The 22,451-nt window shown below is 39.9% G+C and carries 18 protein-coding genes; 8 read left to right on the top strand and 10 right to left on the bottom strand.

Translation table 11 applies throughout. The features are described 5' to 3' along the window. Positions 1-455 precede the first annotated feature (455 nt). Complete coding sequence (locus tag L6494_RS18275; protein WP_237989102.1) at positions 456-1,511, top strand: WD40 repeat domain-containing protein; 1,056 nt, start codon at positions 456-458, stop codon at positions 1,509-1,511. Positions 1,512-1,518: 7 nt separating this feature from the next. Here the strand turns inward: L6494_RS18275 and L6494_RS18280 are convergent, their stop codons facing one another. Next, the gene (locus L6494_RS18280; protein ID WP_237989103.1) at positions 1,519-2,487 is read right to left on the bottom strand and encodes an N-acetylglucosamine kinase; all 969 of its coding nucleotides are present in this window, start codon (positions 2,485-2,487) and stop codon (positions 1,519-1,521) included. A gap of 80 nt (positions 2,488-2,567) precedes the next feature. Beyond that, on the bottom strand, positions 2,568-3,827 hold the full coding sequence (locus L6494_RS18285) for an MFS transporter (RefSeq protein ID WP_237989104.1): 1,260 nt from the start codon (positions 3,825-3,827) through the stop codon (positions 2,568-2,570). Between the two features lie 350 nt (positions 3,828-4,177). On the opposite strand from L6494_RS18285, the gene L6494_RS18290 reads away from it, so the two are divergent. Next, on the top strand, positions 4,178-4,450 hold the full coding sequence (locus L6494_RS18290; protein WP_237989105.1) for a GlsB/YeaQ/YmgE family stress response membrane protein: 273 nt from the start codon (positions 4,178-4,180) through the stop codon (positions 4,448-4,450). 236 nt (positions 4,451-4,686) lie between these two features. On the opposite strand, the gene L6494_RS18295 is transcribed toward L6494_RS18290, so the two are convergent. From L6494_RS18295 to L6494_RS18305, 3 genes are all read right to left on the bottom strand, one after another. Then, a complete protein-coding gene (locus L6494_RS18295; RefSeq protein ID WP_190705351.1) occupies positions 4,687-4,869 on the bottom strand; it encodes a CsbD family protein in 183 nt (60 codons plus the stop codon). Positions 4,870-5,397: 528 nt separating this feature from the next. Next, positions 5,398-6,186 (bottom strand): hypothetical protein, encoded by a 789-nt coding sequence (locus tag L6494_RS18300; RefSeq protein WP_237989106.1) that lies wholly within the window; start codon positions 6,184-6,186, stop codon positions 5,398-5,400. 110 nt (positions 6,187-6,296) lie between these two features. Continuing rightward, positions 6,297-7,268 (bottom strand): hypothetical protein, encoded by a 972-nt coding sequence (locus L6494_RS18305; protein WP_442947018.1) that lies wholly within the window; start codon positions 7,266-7,268, stop codon positions 6,297-6,299. 1,076 nt (positions 7,269-8,344) lie between these two features. Between L6494_RS18305 and L6494_RS18310 the strand changes: the two genes are divergently transcribed. The 3 genes from L6494_RS18310 to L6494_RS18320 all read left to right on the top strand — a co-directional run bounded on the left by L6494_RS18310 (position 8,345) and on the right by L6494_RS18320 (position 11,508). After that, a complete protein-coding gene (locus tag L6494_RS18310; RefSeq protein WP_237989108.1) occupies positions 8,345-9,775 on the top strand; it encodes a sensor histidine kinase in 1,431 nt (476 codons plus the stop codon). 150 nt (positions 9,776-9,925) lie between these two features. Beyond that, entirely contained in the window at positions 9,926-10,405 is a 480-nt protein-coding gene (locus tag L6494_RS18315) for a DUF2267 domain-containing protein (RefSeq protein WP_237989109.1), read from the top strand. Between the two features lie 299 nt (positions 10,406-10,704). Continuing rightward, complete coding sequence (locus tag L6494_RS18320) at positions 10,705-11,508, top strand: hypothetical protein (protein ID WP_237989110.1); 804 nt, start codon at positions 10,705-10,707, stop codon at positions 11,506-11,508. A gap of 222 nt (positions 11,509-11,730) precedes the next feature. Here L6494_RS18320 and L6494_RS18325 read toward each other — a convergent pair whose 3' ends face one another. The 4 genes from L6494_RS18325 to L6494_RS18340 form a co-directional block, all read right to left on the bottom strand. Next, positions 11,731-12,825, bottom strand: coding sequence for a tetratricopeptide repeat protein (locus tag L6494_RS18325; RefSeq protein ID WP_237989111.1), 1,095 nt, complete (start codon positions 12,823-12,825; stop codon positions 11,731-11,733). Between the two features lie 94 nt (positions 12,826-12,919). Next, a complete protein-coding gene (locus L6494_RS18330; protein WP_237989112.1) occupies positions 12,920-13,549 on the bottom strand; it encodes a sigma-70 family RNA polymerase sigma factor in 630 nt (209 codons plus the stop codon). A gap of 86 nt (positions 13,550-13,635) precedes the next feature. Continuing rightward, positions 13,636-14,781 carry a glycosyltransferase gene (locus tag L6494_RS18335; protein WP_237989113.1) on the bottom strand — a complete coding sequence of 382 codons (1,146 nt, stop codon included), beginning with the start codon at positions 14,779-14,781 and terminating at the stop codon, positions 13,636-13,638. 205 nt (positions 14,782-14,986) lie between these two features. Continuing rightward, entirely contained in the window at positions 14,987-17,194 is a 2,208-nt protein-coding gene (locus tag L6494_RS18340) for a hypothetical protein (RefSeq protein ID WP_237989114.1), read from the bottom strand. Positions 17,195-17,581: 387 nt separating this feature from the next. On the opposite strand from L6494_RS18340, the gene L6494_RS18345 reads away from it, so the two are divergent. Next, on the top strand, positions 17,582-18,583 hold the full coding sequence (locus L6494_RS18345) for a mechanosensitive ion channel family protein (RefSeq protein WP_237989115.1): 1,002 nt from the start codon (positions 17,582-17,584) through the stop codon (positions 18,581-18,583). Continuing rightward, positions 18,580-19,842 carry a DUF2254 domain-containing protein gene (locus L6494_RS18350; protein WP_237989116.1) on the top strand — a complete coding sequence of 421 codons (1,263 nt, stop codon included), beginning with the start codon at positions 18,580-18,582 and terminating at the stop codon, positions 19,840-19,842. Before L6494_RS18345 ends, L6494_RS18350 begins: the two co-directional genes overlap by 4 nt. Positions 19,843-20,397: 555 nt before the next feature. Here L6494_RS18350 and speB read toward each other — a convergent pair. After that, complete coding sequence (gene speB / locus L6494_RS18355; RefSeq protein ID WP_237989117.1) at positions 20,398-21,435, bottom strand: agmatinase SpeB; 1,038 nt, start codon at positions 21,433-21,435, stop codon at positions 20,398-20,400. A gap of 195 nt (positions 21,436-21,630) precedes the next feature. Between speB and L6494_RS18360 the strand changes: the two genes are divergently transcribed. Further along, positions 21,631-22,293 carry an alternative oxidase gene (locus L6494_RS18360; RefSeq protein WP_237989118.1) on the top strand — a complete coding sequence of 221 codons (663 nt, stop codon included), beginning with the start codon at positions 21,631-21,633 and terminating at the stop codon, positions 22,291-22,293. Positions 22,294-22,451: the final 158 nt, after the last annotated feature.

Raw genomic sequence — 22,451 nt, forward strand, 5'->3', positions numbered from 1 at the left:
TTAACTCATTTTTCGTATTACCGCAAATAATTTTAGGACTTACGCAACTGGTATATTTTGAATTTTGAATTTTGAATTTTGAATTGATTTATGTAGGGTGTGTGACGCTGCGAAAGTATTTGAACGTAGTTATGAGACTGATAGCGTCACGCACCAACCATCGATTGTGACACTTGGGTAAGTCCTGAATTTATTGAAATAACTTGCGTGGTGCGCGCAACGCGATAGGCTGCGAGTAGGAACTAGCCAAGTGAAAGAAGGACTAAAGTCCTTACTACAAACCTTTAATTAGGGCTTGCCGTTCTACTTATACAGCAAACAAGCAACTAATAACTAGTTATCACGCAGATTAGCCATTGTTTCCGTAAATACCCGGTGTTAAGCAGTAGTAACTTCTTAAAGCAGATCAGAAAAAATAATTTCTGCTTCTCAACATCTTTAAGCAAAGTAAAATTATGCTTGTTCTCAAGTTTAGACAAAGATTCTTACAAGGTTTTACTGCCTTAATGCTGGGATTATTTATTACTTCTGCATATAGTTATTTGCGCTATAGATTTATTGCTAATCCCATATATTTAATTAATAGTTTGCCTAGCAGTTTATTTTTAGAAAAAGCCTTACCTGTAAATTCCCCAGTTGATTCTATTCACTTCAGTCCTGATGGTCAAACTATCACGATTAGTAGTGGGAAAAACATCCAACTTTATAATCTGAAAACGGGAGAAGAAATTGACATTCTCAGTGGGAATTCTTGGGGTGTTAATTCCGTAGTCATCAGTCCCGATGGCAAAATTCTGGCGAGTGGTGGTAGTGATGACACTATCAAACTTTGGGATCTGACAACAAGGAAAGAAATACTTACTCTCCGAGGACATGACTTGGGGATTAATTCCGTAGTCTTTACCCCCGACAGCAAAAAGTTGATTAGTGGTGGTTGGGATAACACTATTAAAATTTGGAATATAGCTACAGGGAAAGAAATCCATACCATCAAGGATGATGAACTCAAGATTACTTCCATAGCTTTGAGTCCTGATGGTAAGACTATTGCTAGTGCTAGTTGGGAGATAGATAAAACTATCCAACTCTGGGATGTAGAAACAGGTAGAAAAGTTCGTACTCTAATAGGACATTCTTCTACACTGCGAGCGATCGCTTTTAGTTCTGATAGCAAAACCCTTGCTAGTGCCGCTAATGATAACACTATCAAGCTGTGGAATCTAGCAACAGGGCAAGAAATCCGCACCTTACAAGGACTTACTGCTAACTCTCTCAGCTTTCATCCTAATGGTCAGATCCTAGCAAGTGCAACTAACACGACTCCAAGCGTCAATCATAGTGGTGTGTGGGACAACGATATCAAACTGTGGAATGTCGCAACGGGAGAACAAATTCGCAGTCTCAAGGGACATATATTTGGGGTTTTCTCTCTGGCCTTTAGTCCAGATGGTAAAACTCTTGTAAGTAGTGGTGGAGATGAGACTGTCAAAATTTGGCGGGTGTCACCTTAAGACGGCGTTATTGTTTTTCTATTAGTCTCTGCAAAGCCAACAAACCAGCACCATAAGCAGGTTCATAACGAGGAAAGATTATATTTACGTGAGGATATTTTTTCACAATAGATTTATTAAATCTCTCCTGCATCTTACATTTACCCCGCCACACACTTCCTGTTGTGACTATTTCAAAGTTTGAGTCAGAATTGAAACTTCCTTCAATTACTGTAGATGTCGCTTTTGCTAATTCTTGAACAGCATCATCAATTAGATGATTAGCTACTTCATCACCAGAAGCGGCTGCTAAATCTACAATTGGAGCTAAAGCAGCTATTTCTTTGACCCCCCACCCACGCCGATAGATAACTTCGATTAAATCTTCTATACTTGCCAAACTCAGATGTTGTGTAAAATCTTCTACAAGTCTGGTGTGTTTTTCACGTCCATCATAAGCTTTTAATGCTGCTTGCATCCCAGCAACAGCAATTTGATAGGCACTACCTTCATCGCCTAAAATATATCCCCAGCCACCTACTCGCTTGGTTTCTCCCTGAGAATTACGACCGAAAACTATAGAACCAGTACCTACTGCAACTACAATTCCTACAGCATGACCAATTCCGCCAACTAAAGCAATCAAAGCATCATTACAAATAACAATATTAGATGGTTGTAAATCCCAGATAATAGGTAAAGATTGGTTATTTTTTAATTCTTTGACGATATCTTTGACTATTTTAATATCTTCGGCACGAGCGACACCAGCTAACCCAAGACATAGTGATGTAATTGTGACTGAATTTGTTAATTTTAAAGCTTCATTAGCTGCTTGGTAAATTGCCGCTTCGATAGACTTTAAAGCTGCTGCTTTGCCTATACTTTGATAGTTGGCTGCACCTGCTTGACCGCGACCTATTATTTTATGCCTATCGTCCATTACAATACACACGGTTTTGCTACCGCCGCCATCTATTCCTAAGACATAACTCATGGCTTATTGTAGTATTTCTTGTGTTTGTAGTAACCACTTTAGTGCTGAGATAAATTAGGACTAAAGTCCTGACTAAGAACTTAATTTTTCCTGTCCGATTTTAAAGGAATGAAAAATAAAGTCATCATTCCAGGGATAGTAAGGAAACAAACTAAAACAAAAAATAAAGGATATCCCAGAGAACTTTGCAAATAGCCGCTAACTATTCCTGGTAACATCATTCCTAAAGCCATGATACCTGTAGATATGGCGAAGTGAGAGGTTTTATATTCTCCTTGAGAAATGTACATTAAGTACACAGTAAAAGCCGTAAACCCAAAACCATAGCCGAATTGTTCTAAGGAAACTAGGGGATAGACTAATGTTAGTGAAGGTTTAGTATAAGCCATATAGACATAAAATAAATCTGGTAAGTTCAAAGCTAAAGCCATAGGTAAGATACATTTTTTTAATCCATATCTAGCTATTACTAAACCGCCAAGTATACCGCCAAAAATCAGAGATACTACACCAAATGTGCCATATACTAAACCAACATCTGATGTATTTAGTCCTAATCCACCTAACTCTGGTTTATCCAATAAAAATAATGAGGCTATTTTTACAAGCATCGCCTCACCTAATCTATAGAGCAATATAAAGGCTAAGATAGCCAAAATCTTTTCTTGCTGAAAATAAGAAGTAATGATTTTGATAAATGGTATCTGGTTAGTTGCTTGAGGCTGTCTGGAATTCTCAGATTCTGCGAAGGGGAGAACGAGGCTATGAAATATAAATAGAATAGCGAAAATGATAGCAGAAAAGCCAAGTGCTATAGTCCAGCTTAAAGGAATATTATTGAGGTATCCTTCTAGGAAACCCGCTATAACTACTAAAAAACCAGAGCCAAAAATAACAGCCAGTCTGTAAAATAATGAGCGAATACCAGAAAAGAAGGCTTGTTTTTCTGGAGTTAAAGCTAAAAGATAAAAGCCATCTGTAGCTATATCATAGGTTGCTGAAATAAATGCCCCTAATGTCAAAGCAGCCAGGGAGATAAAAAAGAAATTTGGCAATTGTAAACAAAAGGCTACTATACCCAAACAGCAGCACATTGCTAACTGGGTGTAAAGTATCCATTTTCTTTTTGTTGAGTAAATATCTACAATTGGCCCCCAAAACATCTTGATTACCCAAGGTAGATAAAGAAAGCTAGTCCATAGGGCAATTTGTGCGTTACTTATACCAAGTTTTTTGTAAAAGATAACAGAAACAGTGTTAATAATGACGTAAGGTACACCAGAAGTGAAATATAGAGTAGGGATATATTGCCAAGGGGAAGATTTAGAATGATTCCGCATTAATTTCCCTTAAAAAAGGTTGTAAAAGCTTCTAAATGAGGTTGATAATGTTTACCTTTTTAGGAATACTTCTTGAAGATTATAAACGTCAATTGCAGTATTAAACAATTTTAAAAAATATTGATCATCCTATCTTTGGTGCGCTAAGTGATATTTTTGTACTTATTGTTCTAATGACAATCGCCAACTCCGTACAACTTGCAAAGGCTCATTCTCTATTCCCTACCTACGTAAATAAGTTGAAAAATCAAAACAAGATTACTATAGTTATTAATACTTATTTCTTCTGGCGGAAGGAAAACCAGATTTTAATTAATAAATTACTGGTAAGTGTTTTGCAAAATTAAATTATGAACATTATTGCTTGGATAATTCTTGGTGTGATTGCTGGAGCGATCGCCAAGGCTATTTACCCTGGTCGTCAGGGTGGTGGTATCATATCAGCAATGATATTAGGTATCATTGGTGCTTTAATCGGCGGTACTGTAGTCACTCTTTTAGAAACGGGAAGACTACAACTGACAGCAGCTACTCTCAGTATTCCTGGTCTCATTGTGGCTATTATCGGGGCAATAATTGCTATTTTTATCTGGGGTTTAATCACTGGACGTACCAGTCACTAAGAAAGTATAAAAATTATCATGGTTAGAGTGAATTAATTCCCAGCTAACCTTTACTTAATCATATAAAATATAAAGAATTGTAATGTGGGCTATGCCAGTAACGTAAAATCTGTGGTTTCATGTCACTAAAAGCATTGCCCACACTACAAAAGATAAGCCTAAGAATAAATTTTCAGGCGTGATATAAGGTAAGTGCAAGATGTGAGCGAATTGATTTGATTTATGCTTTTTGACTATTAATCAATAGCTTTCTTCAACTCATCTTTGATATTTTCTGTAGTGTGGATTACTTGGGCTTCAACTTGCTTTGCTTTACCTTCTGCTCTATCAGATGGATTGCCAGTAATTTCGCCAATTCCTTCTTGCAATTTGCCTTCAATATTTTTGATTGTTGCTTCAACTCTTTTTTCATTACTCATATTAAATACTCTCAAAATTGGAAACCATTAGTATCATGTAAAGTATCAAAATTAAATATTTTTTATAACTATCACTAGACAGATCATCCAATTTATTCTTTCATTACCTGGGATAGATGAATAAAATATAAAAAGTATCAAATATTAAACGTTACAAAAGGAGCGTGATTTATTTGCATACGCAGTCATACCGAAATTTTAACCATTATGGAGCGGTTCTCGGTTGAGTGAGGTACAAGAACCCCACCCCCAACCCCCTCCTCCGAAGTTCTGTTCGGCGGTTTCCGCCGCTCAGACTTCTCTCCGCCGCAAGGAGGGGGCTATGATATACTTCATGTGATTAGGAAACGCTATATTGGTCTTGTCAGACGGTCTACATGGCTAAAAATCAGTTACAGCAACCTACTATACTGAGTTGTGCAACTCAAATAGAAGAAATTCATGGTTGCATTGTACAACGTTAATGCCAAGTTTTTGCTGTACCAGAAACATCTCAAAAATCTGGTCTGGTCTCAAAACATTTGTTGTTTAACGCTTATTCAAAGCAGCCCGTAACTGCTTAAGAATCTTACCAATCTCTAAAAATTGTGGGTCTTTTGTCAACTTCTGAAGCACTTCAGGACTACTTTCCATCACAATATTATTGTAAGCAGTAATAGCAGCATTCAACTTATTCAAATCCACACTTGGTTTAGCTGCACTCTGAGCAATTTCTGTTTTTAAATTCTTAACACCAGCTACTAACTGCACTGGTTGTGAAGACCCCATATCAACACCAGATGTAGATGCTGATGATTTACTAATCATGCCTTGGAGAGCGTTAATCAGACCTTGTATTGCAGATGGTGAAATGCCTAAATTACCCAAAGAACTTTGTAACTGATTGACAGAAGTTTCTGCATTAGCACCACCTTGTAAAATAACTACAACAATGGCAAATACACTATTAGAACTACCAGCATCACTCAAGACATTACCATCAACACCAACACTACTGACTGGTACTGAGCTATCAGCATCTTCAGCTTGTTGCAATATCTCATCAGCAGTTTCATTCACATTGTCCTGAACTTCCGGTGAGGCACTAACATTAACCTCAGAACCACCGCTATTTACCTCAACATTAGTACCAGGTACAGGTTCAACAACTGGTTCTGAATTAACAGGACTAACATTATCACCAGATGAGCTAGCAGAATCATCACTAACACCGACTACATTAGCACTACCTGCATTTACTCTCAGGGGCGCACTGACTAAACCAGTCAATAAAATTAATACCAAACCTAAATTGAGAGAGAATTTTTGTTTTTTCATGACTATTACTGCTAAATATTGTGTCCGTTTAATTACTTATAGGACTTGTCTGTACATCGTAGCCCCACAAGTAGGGAAATAATTAAATTAGTTCCACAATAACTCAACATTTAAAACCGAAAAGTATACCCTGCACTTAAAGTAAACCCAAGACCGGTTTCAAAATTGCTAGTTACATCTGTGAAAATAGTATTGATAACTATGGGAATATCGTTAAAAGGTGCAAAAGATGCTCCCATATTGAGGCGATTTCCCGTCCAGCTACTTACTAAAGACATTTGTGGAATCACTCTTAAACCCACACTTCCAAAAACATTTACAGAGTTATCACCTGCTTCTATTGCACCTTTAGAACGAAAACTACCACTACCAATACCAGCAGAAATAGTCAGAGGTAATTTATGGTTTGGGTTATCTGGTTGCAGTGGAAATGACTTAGTAACTACCCCATAGATAGTATCTTCAGCATCGGTAGCATCGCCCCATTTGACAGCATTTGACCAACCAACAGCCACAGCCGTACCATCAGTAAAATATTTGTGTAGCTTAAAACCGACACCGCCACTATCGCCAAAATCAAAATCATTACCACCACCGACACTGGTAATATTGGCGTTAACTTCTAAGCCTACAGATTTAACTGCATCACCTAAACCAAAACCCACCGACAAAGAACCGTCTACGTTATCCTTATCTTCATCAAGAGGGAAGCTTAACCCACCCCCAATATAGGCTTGACCGAAACTTGCACCGTAAGCAGAAGGAGTACCCGCAGATGAACCAGGAGTAGCTTTAAAAGTCTTACGAACTCTGATAATTGGTTCAATTAAGAGTTCTTGGCGTAATTGATTAGTATCTCCTAGAGTGTCACCTACAACCCCAGAAGAGTCAGTTTGTGCAATGATTTGAGTTTGATTGTTTGGCTGTAATTGCTCTTGTGACTGTAATTTGTTATTTGTATTGTCGGATGTTAGTAACTTCTCTTTTACGTTTTTCCCTATCTCTGGGTTTGAGTGAGTTGAAAATATTTCAGCAGTATCAACCTTACTAAATTCTGGTGGCTGAATATTTTGACTTTTCATCTCATGGATAAAAGTCATTGATTTACCTCCATTCCCTGTAAGAGAAGGGGGAATATGTAGAGATGTTGTATGCAACGTCTCTACAGTTATAGAGGAGAGGTACAGTTGGTTGGTGTTGAATGAAGAGGGGTTTTCTATATTCTGTGAAAATTCAGTTTGAGTATTAGGCTGAGAAGTATTAGTTTCAGATAGCGTTTGAGTAGAATTTAATTGTACCTCTGGTTCAGTAACAACATGATCTGAAGCGTTTGCTGATGGTACTGCAATAGCCGTTAAACCTATCAGAAAGGTTGCTAAGGTTGTGCCTAAATGTAAGTAAATATACTTTGCAAGCTTGACTTGAAAAATAGCAAGATTGCTAATAATTTTAAGTTTTTGTCTATGTTTTGGAGTCACTGTAATATTCCTTAATATGTTTTGTTAAAAAAATCCTATGAACGCAACATGAATTTATACTCACAACATGATGAGAAGAAACAGTATTTTTACTGTTTTAATTCATAATTACCTTTTAGTCCTCAGAGGATATGGGGAACTGTTGGGCAAATATAGCGTTTCTTGGTTGAGCAAGTTACAAGAACCCCACCCCCAACCCCCTCCCCGCAAGCAAGGAGGGGGCTATGATGTATCTCATGTGATTAGGAAACGCTATAGCGGTTCTCACAAGAACCCCACCTCCAACCCCCTCTCCGCAAGCAAGGAGGGGGCTATGATGTATCTCATGTGATGAAGAAACGCTATATGGCAATCCTAGTTGATTCGTAATGTATCGAACATTGGTTTATCTCAGTACCTTAGTGATACCGGAATTATGCGACCCTAAAATATGTTTCATCAGTAACGGAACATTCTCAGGATTATTATTGGTTTTAAGTAAGGTTCTACTAGGTCATTAAATTTGAATTGAGGGATAAGTAAGTTTGTAGTAAGGACTTTCGTCCTTAGAAAAATCAGGACTAAAGTCCTTACTACGAACCGTCAAAACTAACTTGATAGACCTACTACTGTCGTAGAACTATTCGCCAACCATAATTTAACATTCAAAAGATAAGATCAGATTTTCTCTACATTGCCAAATGTTCCAAGCTACTCGTCGCCGTCTGGCTATCTGGTACACTGCCGTAACTGCGGTATTACTCTTACTCTTCGCCAGTGGTGTATATTTATATGTCCGTAATACCTTGATTGAACGTGTTGATGATACGCTCAATCATGTAGTGGAAATAGTCGAGCGATCGCTAGTTATTGAACCCATTAACAATGAGCCTGAACAATTTCGCATAAATGTAGAAGCCAGTTTTCGCACCAATGCCAACACTGTAGAAGATGACCACATTGATTTAGAGTGGTTTAGTTCCACTGGTGAGTTAATTTGGTCTACTTTTTCTGAACCTCTCAATATTCCCATACATAGCGATCGCACCGGGGAAACTGTACGTATAGTTAAACAAGAAAAATGGGAAAACACAGAAACTCCCCACTCTCCACTCTCCACTCAGGACTCAGCACTACTATTACGTCAAGTTACCCAACGCGTAGAAGTTGGACGACAGGTTTTAGGATATCTGCGAGTGAGTCATCCTTGGTTTGAAGTGACTAAACCAAGTCGCCAGTTAATTTTTGATTTGGCGTTGGGTACAGGGTTAATGGTGGTGTCTGTAGCTGCTAGCGGTTGGTTTCTTTCGGGTAAGGCGATGCAACCTGTTGGCGAATCTTACCAACGGCTAAAACAATTTACGGCTGATGCTTCCCATGAATTAAGAAGTCCCATCACGCTAATTCAAACTAATGTGCAAGTAGCTTTGACTGACTTGGAATTAACAGAAACAGAGACGACTGTTACTAAAAATTATCGCCAACAGTTAAAGGCGGTGGAACGGCTAACACAGCGTTTGGGTAGGTTAGTTAATGACTTATTATTTTTAGCACGTCAAGATAGTGGCATGAGTAAAGATGGCTTTGCAGCTTGTCCTATGGATGCTTTATTAATGGAAGTGGTAGGAGAACAACAACTGTTAGCCACAGAAAAAGCCATTACCTTGAACTTACACCTCATAGACTCTCCCCCTTTTGAAACTAGCGCGGAATTATTAGAAAATTGGTTCACACTGTGGGGTAACTGGGATCAGTTGGTGCGTTTATTCACGAATTTGATTAGTAATGCTTTGCAATACACCCCAGCCGGTGGCGAGGTGAATGTAGAATTAGCACGGATAGATAGAATTCGCTACAACAGTGCTGCTTGTTTGCAAATTAAAGTGAGTGATAGCGGTGTGGGGATTCCGGCTGAGGCGTTACCCAAGTTATTTGACCGTTTTTATCGAGTTGATCCAGCACGCACCCATAAGGCGGGGAATCTAGCTACAAACAGTGCTACAGGTTCAGGATTAGGACTGGCGATCGCACAAGCTATTGTCGAACATCATCACGGTCAAATTCAAGTAGAAAGCATTTTAAGCAAGGGTACTACTTTTATTGTGACTTTACCAGTCACTCTTGAGTCTTAATTTTTTAATTAATATTTGTTTCCTGTGGTAGATGAATTATCCTCACTTTATTTATTACATTATTTACTAATGGTTGCATTATCAGTGGTGAAATAACTAATTTTTTGTTGCCAATAAAATGTAACGATGAAGTAATTTTTGGAGTATTAAATGTCAACTGCTATCCAAGAAAGAGATATTCCATTTTTAGAAAAAGTTAAACTAGAGAGTGGTTTATCAGATGTCTATGATGCCAGAGATATCACAGAAGTAGTTTTTCGAGTCATGCGTGATTTGATGACGACAGAAGCAGCTGATCGCGTTGAGGCAGAATTACACGAACCAGCAGAAATGACTGATGATAAATCTCTGCAAATGGAAATTGCTGATTTGTGGCATGATACAAATCCCCTTGTAGGGTTTTTGAGCCGGGTACGTCCACCCTGGCAAGGCCCTGGAATTTTTAAAATTGATAGCGATCGCTTTCTATTTCGAGTAGCTAATGAAGGCGGAATGCCCCCTAATGTAGAAAGAGAAAAAGTTGTTAAGGCTATTTTTTCTGCTACTAAAGATGAATTATCACCAGAAAGAATAGAGGAAATCGCTAGTTGGCTACCCGACAAAATTCGCCAACTGTGGCAAGAAGCTTAGTCAGAGTGTTGACAAATAATTGATCCTAAATTAGGAGTGCAAGGATTTGCGCTCCTAAGAATAATTTATCTATTACTGATATTTTGCTACATATCATACCCAGAGAATAGATATTAATTAATGTTTGAGTCCTTGGTTACAAGCCTAAAGTTAGAGATAGACAAAAGAACTAATTGTTAAATTGAAATTGCTTAAAAATTTAATTTTTAAGTCAGGTTTTATCTTAATTATTACCAAGGCAATCAAGTAAATCACAAATCTACATATTGAGCAAAAATAAATCTAATCAGGAGTAACGTATGAAGACATATGCTCAAAAATTATTTAGTGCTATCTGCGGAGGGTTACTAATCGGTATACCTGTAATTCCTCAAGTAGCATCAGCACAACAACCCATTCCCAAGGTGAATCCTTGTCCTAGTATTTTCTACGAAGAACCTCATAACAATCGGGTTATAGTTCCTCAAGGTTGTCCTCCCAACGCGTTAACTCGCAGATTAGCGGCGCAAGGACTTCTACCACCAATCACTCCCCCTGTCACCCAGTCACCATACCCACAAGGTATGGGTGGGGAAGCACCGCGATCGCGTATCGGTGGAGTTAATCCCTGTCCTCGCATTTATTACGAAGAACCTTTCAACTCTAGAAATGTAGTCCCCCAAGGATGTCCCCCCAATGCTCTCACCCAACAAATGCAAGCACGGGGGATTAATCCAGAACAAATGATTCCCCCCCGTCCACCGGTTTCTGTGATTCAACCTCCCCTTCCCAGAGAACGTCAACAACCCAGTGCTAGACTCGCTCTAGTGAATAATCAGGTTAACGTCCGGTTGGTGAATGATACAGGTGCTGAAGTTACTTATGAAGTAATTGGCGATACATCACCGCGATCGCTACAAGGTAAATCAAATGTAATGCTGCAAGGTTTAAACGCACCTGTTACACTCACGCTTTACCGTCAGGATGGTGGACTGATTCAAGTGATTCCACAACCGACATCAACCCAAGGAATGTTAGAAGTGCGACTAGACGAAACAACTAACTTTGGTCAGGATAAAGGTACAGTCAGAATCCAAGAAGATGGTACAGTATTTTTGAATTAGTTAACGCGAAGAACCCCACCCCGCCAAAGCTATGCTTTGTCTCCCCTCCCCGCTTGCGGGGAGGGGATTAACAAAATGTAGGGGTTTAAATCCCCGGCTTCTATCAAGCCGCAAGTGTTATGGCGGGGTCTAAATCCCTGTTACAACAAGTAATTGCGAATTGCGAATTGCGTTAGCGGAGCGGGACGTTAGTCCATTGCGAATTGGTTTAAGGGGTGGGGTTTACTTGACACGCCGCTTTAACATTTGGGTTAAGCGATCGCGCAATAGCACTTCCTGTTGACGATCTTCTAGGGTTTGTGAAAGTATAATGGCTCTTTCATAAAAATTACGGGCGGTGGGATAATTACCTAACTGCTCGTAAAGTTGGGCGTAGGATTGAAAAGATTTTAATTGTTCTGGCAAGTTTTGTAATTCTTGCGCCAAAATTAAACGTTTTTGGAGTAATTCAAAAGCACGTTCGTAGCGTCCTACAGCACTGTGGGCGGTGACTAAACCATCAATTGCTCGGATTTGGTTGGTGCGATCGCGGTTGATCCTCGCCATCCCCATCGCCGCGCCATAGGTAGCAATGGTATCTTGATAGTTACCAGCCGCTAGATAAGTATCTCCTAAATTATTTAAAGTATTGAGTTCAGCACGCAAATCACCACTGCGGCGGCGGTAGATTAAAGCAGTTTCATAGAGCTTAATTGCTTTATTATAATCTCCCTGTCTCGCTGATACCAAACCCAAATTACTTAAAGATAGCCCTTCACCTTCTATATTTTTGACATTGCGAGCAATTATTAGTGCTTCCTCTAGGGTTTTACCTGCGGGGATGGGTTCACCAACTTGCAAAAACAAAGTCCCAATGTTATTTAAGGCAAAAATCTGAGATTGAAAGTCTTGAGTATCCCGTGCGATCGCTAAATGTCGGCGTAATGCGTCTTCACCTTCTTTGTAGCGTCCCAGTTGAATATAAGCCTTTGCTAGTAAATCATAAGTTAAACCTTTAGCTCTAAGGTCGCCAATTAAGTGATAAATCTCTAGTGCTTGCAAACTAGAGCCAATAGACTTTTCCGGGTAGCCACTAGCATATTGCTTTTGACTAACACGTAATAACGCGTCTGCATTATCTCTGGATTGTCGTCCAAAAGAACTATTTAATGGACGATGCAACTGCTGAGTAATATCAACTGCATTCGCCACTAGAGGATTGAACAGTACAGCCCAAAGTAACAAGTAAGAACTAAAAAATTTATATTTGTTCACCAACCGATAACTTAAAATTTTCGGGGTGGGGAATAAATTTAAAACGGTATGCTTTTGTCTCATAAAACTTACCCCTGGAATTTCGGGTTTAAGTAGAAGCTCGCAGAAAATAATTCTGTAAGTATGAAGACTAGCAAATTACGGATATATACTTAGATTACGATTTAACTAAATCTTCCCCCAAGTAGATATCGCGGATATCTGCGGGTAATTTGTCCTCTAGCATACGATAGCCTTCCTGGAGAAAATTAGCTACATCAGGAGGCGTAATTTTTTCCCCTTCAGCTTGCAAATAAGCTGCAATACGAGTTTCACTCCAATGAAAAGTTTGAGCCATCAACACCATTAATCTTAAAATCGGGGGTAGTTGATCTAATGCCTGTTCGATATAGCACCATAACGGCGGTGAAGTGGCTTGTAGGGAATAATGTATAGATTCTGTGGGTGGTAGTTGAATTTCATTAATGCAGACAGCCGTGATATTAATTAGCCAATTTTGCAAAGTCAAACCGTCTTGGCCAGATGAAGGGTTGTTTAAATCCAGTCCACCCAGTTCATAATAAATGTGCCGCCAAGTCAGAGCAAATAGATATTCAGCTTGTACAGGCGATCGCGCCGAATGTTGAATCAAAGTATAAACTATCGGGCTATAACGGCAAAAAATCACTGTAAAGTATTTGCCAGCATCGGGGTGATGTTGAAACAATTCCAGCAGTTCTTGGTCACTATGATGAAACAGGGACTTAACTAGCGGGTGGTTCGTTTCAGCAAAATGAGGAATTTGCATAAAAATAATATGATATACCTGCGGCAAGATTAAATAATACTACGCGTTTCGTCTTGTAATATTAATCTTGATTGACCTTGCCAATTTTAGATTTTAAATTGCTTTTTCGGTAAACGACGCAGGATATTCTCACTCGTTACAGATTCGCTATCATCTATTTTCAACTCAGAATAAATTGCCAAAGTTTGTTGATTAACACGTCCAACGGTCAGCCATTCCAAATTTTGTTGTGCTTGGTTTTGCCAATGCTTGAGTAGATGAGGTTGGCTAAGTAATTTGGCTAGAGCATCTGCCAAAGCAGTGCTATCTTTTGGGGGAACTAAAACACCAGCTTTGCCATTGTCTAGTGCTTCAGGAATGCCATCTACATTGGTAGCGATAATAGCACAGCCAGCTTCACGGGCTTCTGGAATCACAAGGGGAGAAGGATCACGGTGAGAAGCAAGTACGAAAATGTCTGCTGCTAATAGGTAACGTTGCGGCTCTGGCTGAAAACCTTCAAAATGGATGCGTTGGTGTAGTCCGCCGCAAGCATCGCTCAAACCTATTTTCTGGGCTTGTTTCACAAAAGTTTCTCTGTCTGGGCCATTCCCCACTAAATAGAGATGTGCTTCGGGAAATTCGGTAGCGATTTGCGCGAAGGCATCAATTAACTCACTGATACCCTTGCGTTGATACATACCCGCTACGGTAGCGATCGCTGGTCTTTGTAATTCTACAGGCTGGTACTCTTTAATATTACGGGTGCGGACACTACCCAATGTCCCATTAGATATCACCCTTAATTTATGCTCTGGAATCCCCCGCCGTGCCATTGATTTAGCAACCGCCTTGCTTACCGCAATTACCCGATCCGCTAAACCCATCAGTACCGCGCTGCGTTGAAATTCGTTGTGTACTGTGGCAACTAAGCCGTAGCTAGCAGAAGCTTTGAGAAATCTTCCTAATACAACTCCCGTCATCATGTGGGCATGGACAATATCTGGCTGAAATTCTTTGATAATTGCTCGATAACGTCTAACCGCATTAATTAAATTGATTGGTGTCCTAGTTTGGTCTAATTGAAAGTGCTTGACACCATAATCTCCTAATAATATTTCATATTCCCCGCCAGCAGATGCAATAGCCACTTCATGACCGTTTTTTGCTTGCAGACAAGCTAAGTCTACGGCTACATTGACGATGCCGTTACCAATTTCTCGGACGTGGTTCAAAATATGTAGTACACGCATTTACTTCCCAGTGTTTTAGTTAAAGTTTGAGTGAGTAAGGAGTGCTGAGTGCTGAGTAATGAGTAATGAGTAATGAGTAAGGAGTAAGGAGTAAGGAGTAAGGAGTAAGGAGTAAGGAGTAATGAGTAATGAGTAATGAGTAATGAGTTTGTCTCCCCCTACACCCCTACACCCCTACACCCCTACCCCCCTACACCCTCACTCTTCACCCCGGTAGGCGATACATCATCACTTTACCTTTGGCATTTTCTTCTACAAATACTAGATACTCACCATTTGAGCGTTGAAAAGCGCGGATACCGTAGGGTATATCCACCCAGCCACTTTCTCCGTTGACTTCTGGGCCTGGTTTTAATATTTGTAGTTGTTTTCCTGTGGTGGCGTTATAGGCGTAAACCTCCGCCATTTTACTCGCCACTGCAAAAACTCTGTCTCCTGCTACATCCATTGATTTGATGTGCAGTTTGGGACTAGTGTTGGTTTCATAAGGTAGGGCTATTCGCCAGCGCAAAGTTCTTTTTTTACTCCAGTTGTCGTAGCGCACTATCTCTGTACCAACTAACCCCCAATCACCATCTAAGTTGGGGCGATCGCTTGTATACCCTCCTAAATACATAACATCCTGTTTGGGAATATACTTAATCCTGGTGAGGGTGGTGAAAGGTGCGGGCATGGAGATTTTTTCCCCAGTGCCTTGACCATAAATTGGACAGCCATGTTTATCTAATTTTTGATAAGGATAGTGTTTGATGTAGCCGGCTTCTGCGGCTTGCCAAATATCTCCTTTGCTGTCAACTTCCCAACCCCAGACAGAAGGATCTTCTTCACCTAGAGTTTTGTATTCATTGGTTTGAATCGCACCATCACCATTGACATCGTGCCATAACCAACTACCGTTTTTGGGTTGATTAGCTGGCCATTTAAGATGATTCTTGCCAAAGATGCCACAAGGAACGGCAATTTCACCATCAAAACGGTAGATTAACAGACGTTCGGCCATCATTTCTGAGGAGAGATACATTAACCGTTTTCCTCCCAGGCGACGCATAAAGACAGATGTGGGTGTGGTGTGTAGTCTCCCGTCGTCAGGATAGCGAAATTTATCTAAGGTATAGGCTTTATATGTCCATTCTTTGCCACTGTTTTTGCTGTAGTCCATGACGAAGTGTTCATTTTTAGTAAACACGTCTTTACCATCGCTATCAGGATCAGCATCAGCATTATCTAAGAATTGCAAACCCAATAACCGCCACTGGAGTTTTCCTGATGGCGAGAACTTCCTTAAATCTGCACCAGTGTTATTGAAACCATGATTGCTAATGTAGATATTGCCTGCTGTATCTGTACCGACTCCGGTAATACCGTACAGTTTTGAGTCTTTGACTTCACCACGAATCCCGCTATAAATGCCGCCTTTGTCGCCCAAAGTGCCAATCTGCACTGGTTTTTTAGCAATGTCGTAAATTAATACTTGCTGACGCTGGCTATTGTCTGCCACTAAAAGTTTATCTTGGGGAGTTACAGCGATCGCAGTTGGCTGCACTACATCTGTAATCTGTTGGGGTAATTGCTTGCCTTGGGGGGTATAACGTACAATCTTGGCAGCAGTTTTATTCTTTTTGTTTTGAACAACCCATAGATTATTTTGCCGATCAATAGCGATCGCACCTGGATTAGTCACGCTAAAACTGCGTAGTTCCTGCATGGTGTCACTGTTGTAAACCCGGATACTATCAGTAGCAACATCACTTACATATAACTCGTTACCGCTAGTTGCTAATCCAGCAACTTCATTTTTAGTATTGATAATGAGCATACTTTTATCCCAACCACGCCCCCCAGCAAATGGGGCTGGTTTGCCAGACAAGGTATAGCGTCTGACACAGTACCAAGTCGTTCCCTTGGGTGGATAATCGTCCTCTGGTTTCCCTTCAGGAGATTGCTGCATACCTACATAGAGATACTGTTTATTGGCTGTAATTGCTATTCCTCCCAGTCTTCCCCAGCCGTGCAAGTCATCAACTTTACCGATGACATCGCCATTCTTATAAATGCCTACTTCCCTACCTGCTTCATCCCAATGACTATTCACATAAACTGTGCCATCTGGGGCAACATACATCCCAGCCATTTGAATCTGTACCCACTTTTTACCACTAAAGGTATTACCGAGCCAAGATGTTTTGTAAGCTGGTTTTGCTGATACCTGGTAAGAAGTTGTTGTTACTCTATTTAAAGTTACAGTCTCAGATATGGGACTACCTATGGGAGCAATAATCACTGCCATAGATAATAACAGTATAAAAAGATATATTTTTAACCCACGAAAATTTCTATTAAGAGAGAGTTTGTTGATATATTGACTACAATTTTGGTACAAGTTACTCAACTGTGTTCCTAATCTTTTTTCCATACTTAGGTTGATTTTTTAATTAGTTTTAATTCATCAATACTCACAGTTCAAATAAACTATCAATTTTTTATAGATTTGAACTTGATGAACCCTATTTTTGGTAGAACACGTACATAAGCTAACAGATGATTAATAGGTTTTTATTATATTCACTAGATTTTTATCAAAAACTTACATTTTTTTAAAGACAATATTTTAGGAATAATTTTGATGTATTAATATTTACTTGGTTAATCATTGTAAAAATGCAAAACTCCGGTTTCTCTCAGATAAATTTTGAATTGTTACATCTCTCTCTTGTGGAACACTGATTTACAAACTATAGACAGATTCTATCTTCTGTATTTTTCAGTATCATCAGCTACGATTGATGAGTGAGGAAAATAAATGAATGTAGAGATATCTGCACTTTTGGAGCAAATCCAAAAAATGTTTAACGGCTTCATGTCGTTGCTACCGAATATCATCCTGGCGTTAATTGTATTTGCAGTATTTATTTTTATAGGCAGGCAAATTAAGCGTATAGTCAAACGCTTAACTCGTCATCACCGTTATGCTCGTAATTTAGGTATGGTGTTGGGAAGATTGGCACAAGGTGCAACGGTTTTAGTAGGGTTATTTATCTCCTTATCTATTGTCATACCAACACTTAAAGCCGGGGATTTGGTACAGTTATTGGGAATTAGTGGGGTAGCAATTGGTTTTGCATTTCGGGATATTCTGCAAAACTTTTTAGCGGGTATTTTAATTTTATTAACAGAACCTTTTCAAATTGATGATCAAATTGTTTTTAAAGGTTTTGAGGGGACAGTAGAAAATATTGAAACACGGGCTACCACTATTAGAACTTATGATGGTCGCAGAATTGTCATCCCCAATTCTGAGTTATTTACTAATTCCGTGACTGTGAATACTGCCTTTGATCATCGGCGATTGGAATATGATATTGGTGTCGGCTATGGGGATGATTTAGAGCAGACAAAGCAGTTGATGCTGGAAGCAATACATAGTGTAGATGTAGTGTTAAAAGACCCAGCCCCAGATGTATTGGTGATGGAACTAGCGGAAAGTACAGTAAATATTCGTGCTAGGTGGTGGATTAAACCGCCTTTTAGGTTAGATGCACTAGAGTCACGAGATAAAGTCATCTCTGCAATCAAGCAAAAACTGTATGTGGAACATGGCATAGATTTACCATATCCTACTAGACAAATTTTATTCCATGACCAAACCGAAGAGACAGACGGCGATCGCTCCCGTCAACGTGAAGGATGGCCTGCGGGTAAGAAAGAAGTTCCCAAACCTCGCAGTATTAGCGGTTCGCTGCGACGTTTGGCTGAGGGGGGTAACGGTAAAGTAGACACTCCCACAGGTAAGGAACAGTCATGAATAACGTGCGTTTGAGAAAGTTATGGGATGCACTCCATTCTAGCTACTGGTTTTTACCTAGCTTAATGGTTTTGATGGCGATCGCTCTATCATTTATTATGCTCACCCTTGATCGCTCCATCGGGTTTGGAGATTGGAGTTTAATTTATACAGGCGGCCCCGATGGTGCAAGAGAGGTACTTTCCGCCATCGCCGGCTCAATGGTAAGTGTAGCAGCTACAGCTTTCTCAATTACCATTGTCGCACTGCAACTAGCGGCTGCTAACTTTGGCCCCCGATTGCTACGCAATTTTATGCAGGACACAGGTAATCAAATAGTATTAGGTACATTTATTGCTACCTTTATTTACTGCTTACTGGTACTGCGGACTATCTACAGTGAGGGCTATAACCCGTTTGTACCTCATTTGTCTGTGACATTTGGGATTGTGCTAGCCATCTTCAGTATTGGGGTGTTAATTTACTTCATCCATCACGCCTCAACAATCATTCAAGCTTCTCATGTGATTCATAGTGTGAGTGAGGATTTACACAAAGCCGTTGATCGTTTGTTCCCCGAAAAAATTGGGATGAGTCCACCACCAAACCCACAACACACAGAAATACTTCCTGAAGATTTCGAGTCCTTGGCTTGTCCCGTTGGTGCTAAACGCAATGGTTATCTGCAATTTATCGATGACCAAGAATTACTAAAAATTGCTTGTAAGCATAATCTACTACTACGGTTGGAATTACGACCAGGAAAGTTTGTGATTGAAGATAGCATTCTCGTCATGGCTTTCCCATCTAAACGGGTAAATCAAAAACTCATTGATGAAATCAACAAAGCTTTTATCTTGGGTAGAGAACGCACTGAACAACAAGATGTAGAGTTTCCCGTGAATCAGTTGGTAGAAATAGCAGTGCGTGCGCTGTCTCCGGGAATTAACGATCCTTTTACGGCTATCCGGTGCGTTGATAGATTGTGCGCGGGGATGTGCTATTTAGTCCAAAGAAAATGTCCTTCACCCTATCGTTACGATCGCGATCGCCAATTACGCATCATCGCTGAACCCGTCACCTTTGCTGGAGTGATGGATAATGCTTTCAACCCCATTCGTCAGTATGCCCGTAGTGATGCAGCCGTGACCATTCATCTTTTAGAAGCGATCGCCCGTATTGCCCAGTATACCAACAATCCCGAATACCTAGCTATTCTGCGTCGTCACGCTGACATGATTGAACGGGGAGCTTTACTAAGTAGCCAAATTGTTAGCTAAATCTGCTTAAAGATATCTAAAAAAAGTAGCGTTAAGTCCTGTAAAATCATAGTATGTCCGAAAACCAAGGACGCACAAACCAATCAGCTTTTTAGTTGAAAAACAAAAAGTAAGGTCGGCTTGACCTGAACTTAACGCCTGTGGACAAGAAGTAGCCTTCTACCTTGGAAGAAGCAGGAAGAAATCACTAAACCTAGTTTTACTAAGTTTAGGTAAGTATTTCAGAGCAGGAAAAGAGGGATTACCAGAACCACAAGACCGCCAAGACTTGCAAGAAAAATATCTCAGCGTCATTCAAGCTGTAGAGCAAAATCGTTGGATTTCCATGTAGGTTCAAAGGATATTAGACCTCTTGCATAAATGCTTAAGCTGTCATGTTGAGCGAAGCGAAACATCTCAAAGATTATACATTTCATTCAGAATGACACATCTCATTTTTGGCATTTTGCAAGAGGTCTATTGATTACACCGCCTTTTGGCTTGGTGAAACCACCCCAACCCCTCCCCGTGTACACGCAAGCCTATCTATAAGGGTTGATATTAAATCCTATGAGATTATTGCTGAGATAAATCCATTAAATTGGCAAGTTTGTAAACAATTCGCGCCCCGACATTACCATCCCACTCAGCATCACCAACTTCACACACATCAAAACCAATAATTTTTCTCCCACTCTTCGCCAATTCTCGGAACAAACAAAAACTTTGTTCTAATTCCAAACCTCCAGGAACAGGAGTACCCGTATTTGGACAAAGTTTGGGATCTAAACCGTCTACATCAAAGCTAATGTGAACATATTCTGGTAAATGGTTAATAATTTCTTGGCATAAATTTATCCAGGTTGTTCCCGAATATAGCCTCTGTTGAATAGCTGGGTCATAATATGCCACAATTCGACTATTTGATTGGTCAATTATTTGCACTTCATCATGACAAATATCACGCAAACCTACCTGCACTAATTTGGAAATTTCCGGTATTTTCATTGCATTAAACATGATAGAAGCATGGGAAAATTCAAATCCTTCATAGGCATCACGTAAATCTGCGTGTGCATCAATGTGTAGAATGCCAAAGTTGGGATATTTAGCTGCTAAGGCTTGGAAATAACCTAATGGTGAACTATGATCACCACCAATCACAGCAACTTGTTTCCCCTTATTTATTGCTGCTTGACACTGTGTAAATAGCCATTGATTCACTTGTTCAGAAGCCTGATTAATTTCTGTTAAAACAGGTGTTAAATCAGGTGTGTCTGTTAATTCTTTACCTTGCGCTAATCGTTCAATAATTTGTGCAGCTAAGTCACGATAGTAATCATTTTTCTCTAGAATATCTTGGGGAATTTCTACTAGAAAAATTCCTTGTTTCCAGCCATCAGGGTTGTCGAAGTCAAATAAATCCATTTGAATGGAAGCATCAAGAATACGCTGTGGCCCGTTAGCTGTACCTGCACCATAGGAAACAGTAACTTCCCAAGGTACAGCAAAAACAATTAAGTTCGCAGAGTCATAATCACAAGGTAAACCCAAGAGATTACCGTTAATTTCGCCTACGCCGCTAGGATTATAGTCTTGAAGTTGATTACTCATAATGTTAGGTGACAGGTGATAGGTTACAGGTTACAGTCTATCCCCTGTCCCGTGTCCCCTGTCCCCTGTCCCCTCTAGTAAGTATCATTCCTCACAAGTTCCTCACGTTTTCTGGTTATAACTACTTTGATGGTGAAGGCGAGAAATTAAAGATTTTAGCCTGATTCACCTGGTTGATGCTGGATGGAGAATAATATGATTCGTTTGCTTGTTGGTATCTTAGTTTTTGTCATTAATACAATTTATCGCGATCGCCCTTATCCTCGCTTTTATGTTTTAGAAACCGTAGCACGAGTACCTTATTTTTCTTACCTGTCGGTGCTACACCTCTACGAAACTCTAGGTTTATGGCGTAAGGCTGACTGGCTCAAGGTTCACTTCGCTGAGTCTTGGAATGAATTGCATCACCTGCTGATTATGGAACATTTGGGGGGTGCTGGTTTTTGGGGCGATCGCTTTTTAGCTAAAACAACTGCTTTAATTTATTACTGGATTATTACAGCGTTGTATCTTGTCTCTCCCGGTGCTGCATACAATTTCATGGAATTGGTGGAAAAGCACGCCTACAATAGCTATGACAAGTTTCTCACGTCTCAAGAGACTGAATTAAAAGCTCTACCCGCTCCAGAGATAGCTAGACTCTACTATCGTGATGGCGACTTATATATGTTTGATGAATTTCAAACAGCGCAGACTCCCGCCGAACGTCGTCCACAAATTGATAATCTCTATGATGTGTTTGTAGCCATCCGAGATGATGAGATGGAACACGTCAAGACAATGATTGCTTGTCAATTACCTAATGCTGCACTCTCTTCCATCAGTCCTCATAGTCTCAAACCTCAGACAGTAGAATAATGGTGAGGCGAACTGTTCCGTAATTTGTCCCTAAAATAAAATACAGCCAAAACACAGAGACATGAAAATTTGTTTCTGTGTTTTGTCATTTTTGGTCAGGAGCAATTTTCTTGCCCCTTATACCCGAAAATAAGAGTATGTGAAGCGATCGCTGATAA

Origin of the sequence: Nostoc sp. UHCC 0870 (genome assembly GCF_022063185.1) — a bacterium.
Lineage (GTDB): Bacteria > Cyanobacteriota > Cyanobacteriia > Cyanobacteriales > Nostocaceae > Trichormus.